Origin of the sequence: Polyangium fumosum (assembly GCF_005144585.1) — a bacterium.
In the GTDB taxonomy this organism is placed as follows: Bacteria; Myxococcota_A; Polyangia; order Polyangiales; family Polyangiaceae; genus Polyangium; species Polyangium fumosum.
This window is the reverse complement of the sequence record NZ_SSMQ01000013.1, coordinates 1-12,171: the sequence shown is the minus strand read 5'-3', so window position 1 is coordinate 12,171 and position 12,171 is coordinate 1. Positions and strand designations below refer to the sequence as shown.

12 protein-coding genes are annotated in these 12,171 nt (G+C 68.7%); 7 read left to right on the top strand and 5 right to left on the bottom strand.

What is annotated here, in order from left to right; all coding sequences use genetic code 11:
* Positions 1-287: 287 nt before the first annotated feature.
* On the bottom strand, positions 288-1,208 hold the full coding sequence (locus E8A74_RS52270; protein ID WP_170229128.1) for a hypothetical protein: 921 nt from the start codon (positions 1,206-1,208) through the stop codon (positions 288-290).
* 113 nt (positions 1,209-1,321) lie between these two features.
* A complete protein-coding gene (locus tag E8A74_RS14570; protein ID WP_170229127.1) occupies positions 1,322-2,194 on the bottom strand; it encodes a LysR family transcriptional regulator in 873 nt (290 codons plus the stop codon).
* 101 nt (positions 2,195-2,295) lie between these two features.
* Between E8A74_RS14570 and E8A74_RS14565 the strand changes: the two genes are divergently transcribed.
* Both E8A74_RS14565 and E8A74_RS52265 read left to right on the top strand, forming a co-directional pair.
* Complete coding sequence (locus tag E8A74_RS14565) at positions 2,296-3,471, top strand: hypothetical protein (RefSeq protein ID WP_136929605.1); 1,176 nt, start codon at positions 2,296-2,298, stop codon at positions 3,469-3,471.
* Between the two features lie 70 nt (positions 3,472-3,541).
* On the top strand, positions 3,542-4,378 hold the full coding sequence (locus tag E8A74_RS52265; protein WP_170229126.1) for a hypothetical protein: 837 nt from the start codon (positions 3,542-3,544) through the stop codon (positions 4,376-4,378).
* Positions 4,379-4,629: 251 nt separating this feature from the next.
* On the opposite strand, the gene E8A74_RS14555 is transcribed toward E8A74_RS52265, so the two are convergent.
* The 3 genes from E8A74_RS14555 to E8A74_RS14545 all read right to left on the bottom strand — a co-directional run bounded on the left by E8A74_RS14555 (position 4,630) and on the right by E8A74_RS14545 (position 7,940).
* A complete protein-coding gene (locus tag E8A74_RS14555) occupies positions 4,630-6,966 on the bottom strand; it encodes an MYXO-CTERM sorting domain-containing protein (RefSeq protein ID WP_136929604.1) in 2,337 nt (778 codons plus the stop codon).
* An 87-nt stretch (positions 6,967-7,053) separates the two neighbouring features.
* Positions 7,054-7,374 carry a hypothetical protein gene (locus E8A74_RS14550; RefSeq protein WP_136929603.1) on the bottom strand — a complete coding sequence of 107 codons (321 nt, stop codon included), beginning with the start codon at positions 7,372-7,374 and terminating at the stop codon, positions 7,054-7,056.
* 380 nt (positions 7,375-7,754) lie between these two features.
* Positions 7,755-7,940, bottom strand: a complete 186-nt coding sequence (locus E8A74_RS14545; RefSeq protein WP_136929602.1) for a hypothetical protein — start codon at positions 7,938-7,940, stop codon at positions 7,755-7,757.
* 251 nt (positions 7,941-8,191) lie between these two features.
* On the opposite strand from E8A74_RS14545, the gene E8A74_RS14540 reads away from it, so the two are divergent.
* The 5 genes from E8A74_RS14540 to E8A74_RS14520 form a co-directional block, all read left to right on the top strand.
* Complete coding sequence (locus E8A74_RS14540) at positions 8,192-8,857, top strand: hypothetical protein (RefSeq protein WP_136929601.1); 666 nt, start codon at positions 8,192-8,194, stop codon at positions 8,855-8,857.
* Between the two features lie 131 nt (positions 8,858-8,988).
* On the top strand, positions 8,989-9,384 hold the full coding sequence (locus E8A74_RS14535) for a hypothetical protein (protein ID WP_136929600.1): 396 nt from the start codon (positions 8,989-8,991) through the stop codon (positions 9,382-9,384).
* Positions 9,385-9,488: 104 nt separating this feature from the next.
* Positions 9,489-9,794 carry a PadR family transcriptional regulator gene (locus E8A74_RS14530; RefSeq protein ID WP_136929599.1) on the top strand — a complete coding sequence of 102 codons (306 nt, stop codon included), beginning with the start codon at positions 9,489-9,491 and terminating at the stop codon, positions 9,792-9,794.
* Positions 9,791-10,747 (top strand): hypothetical protein, encoded by a 957-nt coding sequence (locus tag E8A74_RS14525; protein WP_136929598.1) that lies wholly within the window; start codon positions 9,791-9,793, stop codon positions 10,745-10,747. The genes E8A74_RS14530 and E8A74_RS14525 overlap by 4 nt, the downstream gene beginning before the upstream one ends.
* Before the next feature lie 717 nt (positions 10,748-11,464).
* Positions 11,465-12,171 (top strand): transporter substrate-binding domain-containing protein (locus E8A74_RS14520; protein WP_136929597.1); only part of this gene is annotated, 707 nt, incomplete at its 3' end.

The following is a 12,171-nucleotide window of genomic DNA, read 5'->3' as shown; positions in this document are numbered from 1 at the left end:
CGGTCACGACCCTCTCCGAGGGGGGTCGACGAGGCCTGCGGGAGGGTCACGACCCTCTCGGAAGCATGTCGACGGGGCTTGCGGGACGATCGTGACCCTCTCGGAGGGGGCTCGACGAGGCATGCGGGAGGGTCACACCCCTCTCGGAGGGGGGTCGACGAGACTTGCGGGACCGTCGTGACCCTCTCGAAGGCTTGTCGACGGCACTTGCGGGACGCTCGTTACCCTCTCGGAGGGGGCTCGACCTGCCATGCGGGAGGGTCACGACCCTCTCGAAGGCGGGTCGATCAGGGCACGCAGAGATGCGCCAGGTCCGCGCACATGTTGCAATCGCCGTCGGGGCAAGGGTCGACCGCGACGGCCTTGCACGTCCCGCCCTTGCAGTCCGCGTCCGAGGCGCAGTCGGCCACCGGATAACAGCCCTGCGGGAAACCACCCTCGGGCAAGGAGTCACACGTGCCGATGGGCATCCATTGCATCCATCGACACCCCTGGGCATGGCTGCACGGGCCCTTGTCCAGGGTGGCGCACGCCGAGCTCGGCGTGCAGGACGCTGCGCTTGAAGCCCATACGCCGTTCTCACAGGCGATCTGCGCGGGGCAGCCGCTCGTGTCGAGGTAGGCACAGGTGCTCGACGCACAACATGCATTGCAGGGCGTGCCTTCGGCCGGCAGCGTATCCGGGCACGGCTTCAGGCAGCCGTGATAGCTGAGGACCCACGTCCCGCCCTTGCACATCGCGACATTCTCGTTCCCGTCGCACATCGGCTCGGGGTAGGAGCACTCATAAAAATCGCCGTCGCACGCGCTGCCAGGCACGGGTTGCGCTTCAGGACAGGGATCGATGCAGGGCGCGCCGCACCCGCACGCGTGGGGCCCGGGATCGTGCACGGAAGTCGACCAGAACCCGTCCTCGCACGCCACCCGCATGCCATAGCCGCATTCGTCGAAATCCACGCACACCTCGCCCTCGACCAGGCAGGGTCCTCCCGGCGGCGTGCCGTCCCCCGGACAGCTCACCGGACACGGTGCAGGGTCCTGGCACCCGCCGGTGCCCCCGCCGCCGTCGCTCGCCCCCCCTGTGCCACCCGTGCCACCGCCCCCGAGGTTCTCCCCCGGGCCGCCCGTCACCTCTGCGTTCTTGCAGGCCGGGGCGAGGACCACGAGGAAGAGGGCCGCGAGAAGTCCGATGCGCTTCGTGAGGTCCATGATCCCAGCTCGCCTCCCAGGCACAGCCCGGCACAAGCAAGGACGCGGCCGGGGTGCATGCCGGGCGCAGGCTGCAACATCGGGGCCGGCCACCACCCGCGAGGGCGAAAGGCTTAGGCGCCGAGCAAGACGTCACGGTCGGCTCGCAGGGCGGCCACCAGAAAATCGACCAGCACGCGCACCCGCGGGGTTTGCCGCAGGTCGCGGTGCACGGTCAACCATAACGGTTGCCCCGGCTCGCGCGGCATGGGCACGTGCGTCAGGCCCGGCGCCTGATCCCCCAAGAACCTCGGCAGCACCGCCACCCCGGCGTCGGCCTGGGCGGCCTCCGCGAGGGCCAGCGACACGTCGCTCACGAAGGCGGGCCGCACGCCCGGCGAGAGCTGCTCGAGCCAGGCCACTTCGACGCCGCTCGAGGGCAGCAGCAGCGGGTGCGCGTGCAGATCCCCCGGACCACGCACCGGATGCCGGGCCAGGTACGCGGCGGACGCATACAAGCCGTGCCTCACCTCGCCGACGCGGCGGACCCGCAACGACTCGTGCGATGTACGTACAAAACGCAGCGCCAGCTCGGCCTCGCTGCGGCTGAGGTCGAGCACCACGCCTGCCGGCAAAAGCTCGACGCAGAGCGCCGGGTACTGGCGGCCAAACCGCGCGAGGCGCGGGGCCAGGTACGCAATGCCGAAGGTCTCCGGCGAGGTCACCCGCACCGTGCCCTCCAGCGCGCCGCGCTGCGCGTGGACGCCGCGCTCCAGCGCGAGCACCGCGTCCTCGACCTGGCGCAGGGGCGAGAGCATCCGCTCGCCGTCGCGGGTCAGCACGTACCCGGCGGCGGTGCGCGTGAACAGCCGTAGGCCGAGCGCGCGCTCGGCGGCCTCGATACGACGGCCGACCGTGGTGTGGTCGACGCCGAGCGCCGCGGCCGTCTTGGCGAGCGATCCGGCGCGCGAAAGCGCCGCGACGAAGCGAAGATCGTCCCAGTTCATACGCTGTGGATTCTTGCACGGCCGTCGGGTGCCGACGTGCATTCTCCCCCGGCCTCCGGGGCGCTACGCCTGCCGCGTCCCCTCGCCCCCTGGAGGTTTTCATGCGCCCCTTCGCCTCGCTCATGCTCATGTTCGGCCTCGCCCTCGCCGCTTGCGCCGACAACCCCGCCCCGAACGCTGCCGAGCCGCCGTCTGGCCCCGCAAAGCCGATCCACACGCTGACGTTGCCCACGAGGTATGCGTCGTCGTCCGACGTCGTCGCCTACGCCGAACTCGTGAATGGGCTGGCGAAGGAAGAGACCGAAGTGACCTACGGGCTCTCCGATGGCTACCCGCGCGACGTGACGCTCGTGGCGAAGAACGGCTTCGTCTTGTCGTCCGACTGCTCGACCTCCCCGGGCCAGGTGGTCTGGCAGTCGATCACCGACGTGCAGGGGACGGCCGCGACGGTCGCTCTCGTCGACGGCGCGCTCGCGATCGAGCTACGGGAGGAGGGCACCGTGACCGTGCTCCTCGAAGGCGAGATCACGAAGCAGCATTGCCCCTCCGGCGACGGATCGATGGCGACGGCGGTGCCGCTCCAGCACCGGCTCGTGCTGCACGTCAAACCCGTCGCCGGCTTCGTGATCGAGCAGTTCGACCAGCGCCTCGCCGACTGCTGGGACACCCTCGTGCTGCCGTCGGACGCGCCATTGTGGGCGCCGACGGCGCGCCCGCTCGATGCAATGGAAAACCCCTTTTCGCCGGTCAACGCGCCCGCGCCCGTGGCCCTCACGCTCCGGTCGCACGGAGCTCTGACGCCGGGGCCTGGCTCGACGTACCTGACCGCGGGCCCAGGCACGGTCACGGTGTCGGTCGACACGACGCTGCCGGTGAAGGGAATGCAGGCCTTCGAGGTGGTGGGCCCCGACGCGCTGACGTCCGTCGAGGCCTCGTTCTACCTGCGCAAGGCCGCCCTCAAGGGCAACGTCTCCGTGCCCATCGAGGAAGGCACGTCGTACTCGATCTTCCTCCCCGAGGAGAGCAACGGCGTCGATCTCCACGTCGAAGCGGCGATGACCACCCATGGAAAGCTCTGCGCGAACATGCCGGAGTCCTGGTTCGCGTCGTCGTCGTCGACGCCCGCGCAATGCGAGGCGAGCGTGGGCGGCGTCGAGCCCTTCGCGTCCAGCATCATGCCGGTGGCCGTGATCGGGGACCCTGGCGAGTGCCGGCTTTCCGTGACGATCCCGGGCACGACGCAGCGCTGGACGACGCGGTTCAGCATCACGCCCTGAGCGCACGGGCGCTCGATTCGGCCCACGGTTCGGCTGCGTCGCCCTCCGTCCGCGTGGTACACGAGCCCCCATGCCCTCCTACATCATGGGTCTCGCCTTCCGCCATCCCGACGGTACCTGCACCGAGGAGGCCTGGCAGTTCCTCGATCGCGAGAGCCTGCCCCAAGCCCTCGCCGCCGCGCGCCGCGACGGGCTCGCCGGGGAATTCGGCCGCACCTTCCTCGGCGTTTCGACCGTCGAGCCCTTCGACGAGCACGAGGACTGGACCACGCGGCCGCTCCCGCCGGAGCGGGCGCCGTCGCTCGCCGAGCTCGACGCCACCCTGGCGGCCTCGGGGCTCGATCTCGCGCCCTTCCGTGAGCCTACGCGCGCCAGCCCGAGCCCGGACTCCATCGAGCGCGCGCCCTGGTGGCGCTTTACGTGCGCCTTTGGCCCGGGGACGATGGTCGGCGTGCTTTTGCGGCGCTGCCTCGCGGTCGACCCCGCGTGGGCGGAGGACGCCGCGGAGCTCGCGGGCGAGTGCGTGGCCCACCAGCATACGGTCGCCTCGGCGGCCCCGGCGGCGGTCGCCGCGATGGCGGATCTGCTCGCGATGCCCGCCGTGTCTTCGCGCGAGACGCTCCGCGACTGGCTCGAGGTGATCGCCGAGGAGTCCTTGGAAGAGCTGCCCGACGAGCCCGAGGCGGTGGTGAAGGCCCGGATCCAGGCGACGCTCGAAGCGGAGGGCGGGCCGCTCTTCCTGCTCGACGACCTGGTCGCGGCGCACCTCGCCGCCGTGCCCGTGATCCGTGACTGCCGCGCGGCGTTTGCGGCCCACGCCGCGACCTTCGAGGGACTCGCGCAGACCGGGCTCCTCGGGCAGGCCACGGTCGAACTCGTGCGCGCGCTCTCGGCCCGCGTGGAATGAGGCGAGCGCCGCGCGGCGCCGGACGTCACCGCCGCCGCTGCCGCTGCCGCTGCCGCTCCCGCTTCCGCTTCCGCTTCCGCCGCCGCTTCCGCTCCCGCTTCCGCTCCCGCTGCCGCTTCCGCTCCCGCTTCCGCTCCCACTGCCGGAGAACAGCGGTGGTGCAAGACGAAGGAGGCGAACATGGCGAAGGTGGACCCGTGTCCACGTCGGTCCCTCCATCGGCATGGTTGAGGGGGGCAGAGGCGGGCGCTTCAGCGGGGGCGGCGCCGGGTCCTTCGGCCGAGGCCCAGGCCCAGGAGTGAAAACGCGAGCAGCAAGGCCGGGCTCGTGCTGGCCGGGCCGATATGGCAGCCGCAGCCGGCCGGATCCGACGAGGCGCCGCCCGACGAGCCGCTCCCGCCGTTCCCGGAAGGTCCACACCCATCGTTTCCGGGATCAAACGTGCCGCTCTTGCAATCGTCGCACTCATCCATATCGGAGTCGCCGCACGACGCGGGGTCGTTCGGCGAAGGATCGGTCTCGTCGGGCACGCCGTCGGCGTCGGTGTCGAGGAGCACGCGGATCGTGACGTTCATCGTGCTCGAAAGGTTCGACACGCCGACCCTGTAGCGGATGTCCAGGTTGAGCACGTGTTCGCCGAACTGGGTGAACTTCAGCGTCGCGTCGCGTGAGCCCGACGCCGCGGGATCGTTCGGCTGCGAGATCGTGCCGCTGACGGCGCCGAGCGCCCAGCTCCCGCCCTCGGCCGAGACGGTGCCCATCTTGGCGTCGACGACCTCGAGGCCGCTCGCGGCATGGAGCGCGCGGAGGACCGCGTCGAGCGCCGGCCCGCTCCCCTCGTTTTTGTAACCGACCACGTAGCCGCGCTCGACGGGCAGGCTCTTCGCCGCCACGACGAGCTCGCCGGTGAGCGACAGGCCCATGCGCGGTTGCCCACTTTCGCTCGTGCAATCCGCCTCGAAGAGGGCATTCAAAAAGAGGCGTTGCCCCGCCTTCCCGGTATAGGAATGGCCGCCCAGGTAGCTCACCTTGCCGCCGCACGACGCTTCCGGGTTGAAGCTCTTCGGCGGCGCCTCGTCGCCCGTGAACTTGGGAGGTGGCGGCGGCGGATCGACGTCACACGTCCCGTCCATGTACCCGGACATCCAGACGTCCTCCTTGCCGGGCCCGTCCGTGGCCGTGATGAACGTCACGTCGCGATCATTCTTGTACGTGGTCCCGAGGTAGGTGCTCAGGTTATAGGCCGGCTCGCTCCCGCCCTCGGGCGCGAAGAAGCCATCGAATTGCATGTACGGCACGTCGGGGCGCAGCACCTTGATGGGGCTCGGCGAGGGCGCGATGAGAAAGCCGGCGCCTCTCTCCTTGATGTCCTTCGGCAGGCAGCAGTCCTTGCCGGGGCCGCAGCCGTCGACCACGCATTGGAAGTCGCCCTCGTCGGGGCCGGGGTTGCAGGGACAGGGGGGCGGGTTTCCGGTCGTCGTGAGGAAATGGCCCATGCGCCCGGGATCGTCGAGATAGGGCCACGCAGGGTTCGGCACCGCATTCTCGTACGCGTTGACCGCCTGGCACTCGGCGAAGAAATGGGTCGGGTACTGGAGGAACGAGCGGACCTCGGCGACGACCTCGTGGCCGTGGTAGGTGATGGGCTCGCCGGCGCATTCCTCCGGCGTCGCCGGGCAGTTCCCGCCGCCGCATTGCACGAGCTCCCGGTCGGCCACGTTCCAGTGCATGCTCATGATCTGGCAGTAGGCCGGCAGGCCCTCGGGCGTGAAGAGGGCGCCATTCTTGTGGTTCTGGTTCGGCGCATCGCAGGTGCCCATGTTCCCCATGACGCTGGGCACGGTGAGCAGGTCCGGGTTCGTCGTGCCGGGGCCGCAGGTGCCCGCGCCGCACTTGGCCGCCGGGAACTCCGCCCCATTCGATTGCTTGATCCCTGCAGCCCGCAGATACGCCGTCGCGATGTCCTCGTTGCCGTCGGCGAAGACGGCGATGGTCGGCGCCGCGAGGAGCTCCTTCTTGGAATCGGCGGTGAAGGGCGCGGTCGCCTCGTGGACCGTCACGACCTGGAATGTGGCGCGGTCCGCCCACGGGTTCTGGCCCCACAGGCTTTGATCGTTCCAGGCGTTGACGATCTCGAGCGCCTTGTCGCGGTGGGGCGCGTCGACGACGAACGGCCCGCCGCGGTAGCCGTGGTTCTTGATCGTGGCGCCTTTCGCGGGGTTGCCCCAGACCACCTGGGCGCCCGCGAAGAAGTCGGGGCTCGCCGTGGGGTATGGGCATTTCACCCCCGAGCCCTCCTCCGCGCAGTCCCACGCGCACAGGTCGCCGGCGGTGTTGCAAGCCGCGCCGTGCCAGACCTTGTCAGACTCGATCACCCAATGCACGGGCACGCCCTCGCGGAGGAGGTGAAAGAGCAGCCCGTAGGACTGGTAGATCCCCTCGGCTTGGTAGGCCTGATCCATGGGGATGATCAGGCTCCCGGCGGGGAAGGTCCGGTCCTCCGCGCGAGCTTCGCGCGCGGCGACGGTGGTGAGCGCCAGCGCAGGGCAGAGTGCCATCCCCGCGAACAAGAGTTTGCTGAGCTTCATGCGTGCCTCCTCCAGCATGGGCCTGTGCGTTCGAGGCCGCGCGGCGCCCCTTTGCTCACGAACGACCTCGTTCCGCGCAGGCAATTCTCACTTGTACCGGCACGTCTTGTGCCCGCTTTTCTCTTCGCAGATGAAGTCCGTGGGACAATCGCGGTCGTCCGCACATTCGTTGAAGCAGCGCTTTCCGTCTCGGTCGATGCAAAAGAAACCGCTCGGGCAATCCTGATCGCTCGCGCAGTTTGGGCTGCACCACCCCTCGGGAGAACACTTTCCCCCTGTGCAGCATGCGTTTTGCGCGCCGCCACAATCCTTGTCGTTGTCGCACGTCGCACCGAACGGAACGCCGTTGAAGTCGGTGATCGGGCGCTCGCCATCGTCGCCGCAGCCGAAAACGAGGGCTGCGAGCATGACAACCCATGCTGTACGCAACATCTTCAAGTGCTCCTGTTCCAGGCGTGACGTCACGCTATCAGAAGCCGCAGTCGAAATCGAGATGGTGAATTGATTTACCGGGGGCTATGGGCCCACATGCGGCGACACGCGCCCTGGTAAGAAAAGCGACCGCGCATGTCCAGGGCCCGGAGGTTCGACGAGGTCTGCGCCGCCGACATCAGGGAGAGCGCTCACCCGGCCCCCCCGGTGTCCCAGCATTTCAAGACGCTCCAGGTCTACGGGGCCCGCCTCGTCGACCGAAACACCGATACGCCTTTCGCCATCTACGTGGAGAACGGCAGCAAATTCACGGTCTCGACGAAGCCGCCCGGCGAGTGGGACAGCGTGGTGGCCAATCAGCTCTTCGACATGGCCCACGCGCTGCGCAGGATGGAAAGCTCCGACGGGTTCATCGACGGCGACGGCAAGGAATTCGTGCCGAACACGAACCTCAATCGCATGTCGATGCGCGGCCCCTGGAACGGGAGCGGCGGGGCCTTCGACTCCTGGCAGCAGGCGCTCGTGTTCGCGAGCACGGACACGGCGATCAAGCTCGAGCATACGACAAGACGATCCTGGAGACCGGCAGCCTGGGGGACGGCGAGAGCAAGAACTTCCTCATGCCGGTCGACAATGGATATCCGATCCTCATCGCGACGAGCGGCATCGGTCAGGCGTCCACGGTGCGAGGGATTCTCGTCGCCGAGTGAGAGTTCGACCCGGCATGCCCTCTGCCCGCGTCGAAGGCGCGGCACGGCGGTTGCAAAGGCACGCGCGACGCACGGAGGCGAACATGGCGAAGAGAGATGGCCGGAGGGGGCGGGTTTTGGGGCTCGTGGCGGCAGCCTGGGTGGTGGTGATGGCCGGCTGCAGCGGAGGCGCGGCCGGCGAAGGCGGAGGCGGGGGTGCGGCCGGCGGAGACGGAGGTGGCCCCACGAAGACGCACGAGTGCTGGCAGGGCGTTACCACGTATGGCATCTCGACCAACCCGTACGTCGTGGAGGCCGTGAAGGGAACCAATGGCACGTTCGTCGACCATTGCGACGAGAGCGGCCACCTCGTCCAATACAACTGCGAATCCACCATGATTTGCGACCCCCAAGCCTGCGAGCCAATCCTCACGGGCGTGGTCGTCGAGGAGGTATTCGACTGCAAGGGCGCCTGCAAGGCCGGCGTCTGCGAGCGGGGCTGTCCGGAGGCGGACGTCGCGCTCACGGTCGTATCGGTCGATTCGACGGGAACGACGCTGAACGACGCGGTGAGCGGCACGGGGTACACCTGTACCTCCGTCATCGACAAGAATTCGAACGACGGGTGGGCGTGCACCGGCGCCGAGGCCGTCGGGGCCACGGGGAAGGCCGGGGAATCGACCGGGTCCTGCCACAGGGGTGAGGGAGCGTTCGGCGTGGCGTTTCCCGTGGGAAACTGCTTCTACCTCAACTGTGCGCGCTCGAATTGAGCGCAGGCGACCCACGCAGGCCGTCACGGGCGCGCGACCATCGTCATGACGCCGTGACAGCACCCGTCACGACGTCATGACGGCCGGCGTCGACACGCACAGAAAGGGAGTGATAGTCTCGCCAGGTGCCCATGTCCCCCTCCAAGCTCTCGCCCGGGTTGCTGCCGTTCGCGGACGCGCTCGATGCGGCTCCGGCGCGTCCGATGAGCGAAGACGTCGGCTGGCTCCCGTACCATTATGCGCAGGCGCCTGCGCACCCGATCATCCCCGGTGACCCCCCCTATGACGGCGTGTACCGAGGGAGCTGGGTCTCCCCAGGCATCTGCGTGCGGCTCGACCTCACGCACCCCTCGCTGAGCGCACGATTGCGTGCGTGGCTCCGCGCGCGCTTTCCGGAGCAAGTGGGCGGAGACGACGGCTTCTACGAGTACGGAATCGAGAGTCGCTCGCAGCGCACGAACCTGCAGCAAGCCCTGGCGCGACTCGAGGCCAAGATCGAGGAAGGCGAGCTTTCTACGTCCACGTAAACACGCGCGACGCCGCGTCCGGAGCCCCGGGCGGCTCTGACGACGGTCGCCCGGGCGACATATATCGTTGACCGATACATGGGGAAGCGACATGTGGAGAGCCGATGCAGGACCCCACGTACCTGATTCTCCTCGCGCTCTCGGATCGGCCTCGCCATGGCTACGGCATTCTCCTCGAGGCGAGCGAGTTGAGCCGAGGGACGATCCGGCTCGGCCCCGGGACTTTGTACGGAGCGCTCGAGCGGCTGGAAGAAGCCGGTCACGTCGAGCTCGATCGCGAGGAAATCGAGGAGGGGCGGCCGCGACGTTATTTCCGCCTGACGCGGCGCGGGCGGAGCCTCCTCGTCGAAGAAACCGAACGGCGGGAGGCCCTCGTGGGGCTCGCCAAGCAAAGGCTCGCGCACCGATGAGCCCCCTCGAACGTCGCGTCCGCGCGCTCATTTCCCTCTTCCCGGCGTCGTTTCGAGCGCGGTGGGAGGAAGAGCTCGTCCGTACCACGCTCGAGACGTGCACGGCCGAGCAGTCCTGGCCCCACCCGCGAGACGCGTGGGATCTCGTCCTCTCGGCGATTCGCGCCCACGCGACGACGCCCGCGACCGAACCCTTCCGCCTCGTGCTCGCCCAGGGCATCGTGCTCGGCGCGATCCTCCTCGCCGGCGTTCGTATTGGCGCCCTCCTGCTTCGCTTCGGGTGGTTTTTGCGCTGGCTCCCAGCCAACAGCGCCGCCGGCGTGCCGTCCGAGGAGCTCGCGCTCTACGCCGGGCCGCTCGCGCTCGAGCTCGCGGCGTACGTGCTCCTCGCGGTCGCGCTGCTGCATCGGCGGCGTGTGCTCCTCTGGACGGGAGCCCTCACCCTCGGCGCCATCGGCCTCCTCGGGACGCTCCGCTACCCGGGACCCATCGGCATCCGGTGGGCGCTCGGTATGGCGGTTCCGGGCGCCATCCCCTTCGTGATGGCTGCATGCACGATGGGCACGAGGAAGACCGAGCGCGCGCTCGCCGTTCGGCCGGCGCTCGTCGGGCTTGCGCTGGTGTCGTTCGCGGCGACGGCCTTTCGCTTCGCGGCCTGGTTCGCGACGACGACGTGGCACCTCGTGCCCGGCACCATCGACCGATGCGCGACCGCCGTCGCGGCTCTTCTGCTCGTCGCGTGCACCGTCTCCGGGTTCGCGGATCCCCGCTGGTTCATCGCGCTCGGGGTTGCCGTGATCGGCTGGAACACACGCGACTTCCTGCAGACGAGCGATCCGCTCGTGTTCCTTGGAACCGCGGTCGTCGTGACGGTTTCCTGGGTGCACTGGCGTGTCCTCCGTCGGCAGGCTGCCGGCTCGGGACAGGGTCGCAGCGACCGCGAGATGGCCTGACCGAAGCTTCAGAAAGGCGCCATGCAGCGCTGACGGCTCCGCTGGCAACGCCCCGTTGCCAGTAGAGACGCGCGTCCGTGGTCTTGCCATCGGCCCTTGGAAAAACTGCGCGGAGCGCAGTTCTTCCACAAAAGGTCCAGCGCAGGCGCTGGTTCGGGTCGAGGGGCGAACAGCCCCCGCGGGGTCCGGGGCAGCGCCCCGGCTCCCACGCCCCCGATGAGACCAATGCTCAGCCTCCGCACGGAGGGTCACCCGGATCGGCGAGCCGGCGCCGGAGTACTTGGCGGCGTTGTCGAGCAGGTTCGTGAGGATCTGCGCCAGCCGGGCGCTCGCTCTCATTGCTTCTTCTCCGAGGTGGCGGTTTTTCGGTACCGGACCGCACGCAAATGCTGAAGCGATCCGCGTGCCAGGGAACGCTTTGGCCACGCTGGGCACGACACGTGCAATCGCCATGGACCATGTACGATTTCCGCAGGCGATGGTCGTCCCTCGGCGCCGCCGCGGCCGCAGACGCGTCGTTGCTGCTCGGCGGACATCTCTCGCGCGCGGAGCCTGCAGGCGCGGAGCTCGCGTTGCCTGTTCTGTCGGCTCGGCGCCAAGGAAGCCTGCGCCCGCCTGGACAACCTGTTCGATCGCCAGCCCAACGAAACGGATGCGTTGGGCGAGCCCGGCGTCTGGTCCAGCTCGTGCCCGGATTCGTGCGGAGAGAGGACAAGAATGCAGAAGCGATTCGCCTGGGCGTCGGCGTTCCTCGCCGCGATAGGGTTGGCCGCTGCGGCGTGCGACAAGAGGGCACCGCCCTCGCTCCCCGCCCACCCGATCACGAGCGTGAGCGACCTCATGCCCGGGGCGAGGGTTGGCGTGCAGCGGGGCACGACCGGCGCGTTCTACGCGGAGGACACGCTTGCGCCGAGGGGTGTCCAGATCGTGACCTTCATCAAGGCCCCGGATATGTACAACGCGCTTGAGGCGGGGCAGATCCAAGCCATCATCAACGACCTTCCGATCTCCGAGGACGTGGTCGAGAGGAAGCCCGATCTGAAGATCGTCCAGCGGATCGACAATGGCGAAAAATACGCATTCGCCGTCCACAAGGAGAACCTCGCGCTCCTCCAGGGCATCGACCAGGCGCTCGAGAACCTCTTCGCCGACGGCACCTACAAGGCGATCTTCACCAAGTATTTTCCCAGGCAGCAGCTCCCGTCTCATGTGGAGGAGGCGACGGCCGTACCCTTCTCCGGCTGCCCCTCGCTATCGACCGTGCAGCCGAAGATGTTGACGATCGGATCGGACCTCCCCTATCCTCCTTTCGAGTTGTTCACCGAGAGCGGCGAAACGACGGGATTCGATGTCGAGCTCATCGAAGCCATCGCCAAGGAGCTATGCCTGACCCCGAAGTGGGTCAACTCGAACTTCGACACCAT

Coding starts and splice junctions, on each gene's coding strand:
- E8A74_RS52270 (WP_170229128.1), bottom strand. CDS start 1,208: ATGGACCTCACGAAGCGCATCGGACTTCTCGCGGCCCTCTTCCTCGTG.
- E8A74_RS14570 (WP_170229127.1), bottom strand. CDS start 2,194: ATGAACTGGGACGATCTTCGCTTCGTCGCGGCGCTTTCGCGCGCCGGA.
- E8A74_RS14565 (WP_136929605.1), top strand. CDS start 2,296: ATGCGCCCCTTCGCCTCGCTCATGCTCATGTTCGGCCTCGCCCTCGCC.
- E8A74_RS52265 (WP_170229126.1), top strand. CDS start 3,542: ATGCCCTCCTACATCATGGGTCTCGCCTTCCGCCATCCCGACGGTACC.
- E8A74_RS14555 (WP_136929604.1), bottom strand. CDS start 6,966: ATGAAGCTCAGCAAACTCTTGTTCGCGGGGATGGCACTCTGCCCTGCG.
- E8A74_RS14550 (WP_136929603.1), bottom strand. CDS start 7,374: ATGCTCGCAGCCCTCGTTTTCGGCTGCGGCGACGATGGCGAGCGCCCG.
- E8A74_RS14540 (WP_136929601.1), top strand. CDS start 8,192: ATGGCGAAGAGAGATGGCCGGAGGGGGCGGGTTTTGGGGCTCGTGGCG.
- E8A74_RS14535 (WP_136929600.1), top strand. CDS start 8,989: ATGTCCCCCTCCAAGCTCTCGCCCGGGTTGCTGCCGTTCGCGGACGCG.
- E8A74_RS14530 (WP_136929599.1), top strand. CDS start 9,489: ATGCAGGACCCCACGTACCTGATTCTCCTCGCGCTCTCGGATCGGCCT.
- E8A74_RS14525 (WP_136929598.1), top strand. CDS start 9,791: ATGAGCCCCCTCGAACGTCGCGTCCGCGCGCTCATTTCCCTCTTCCCG.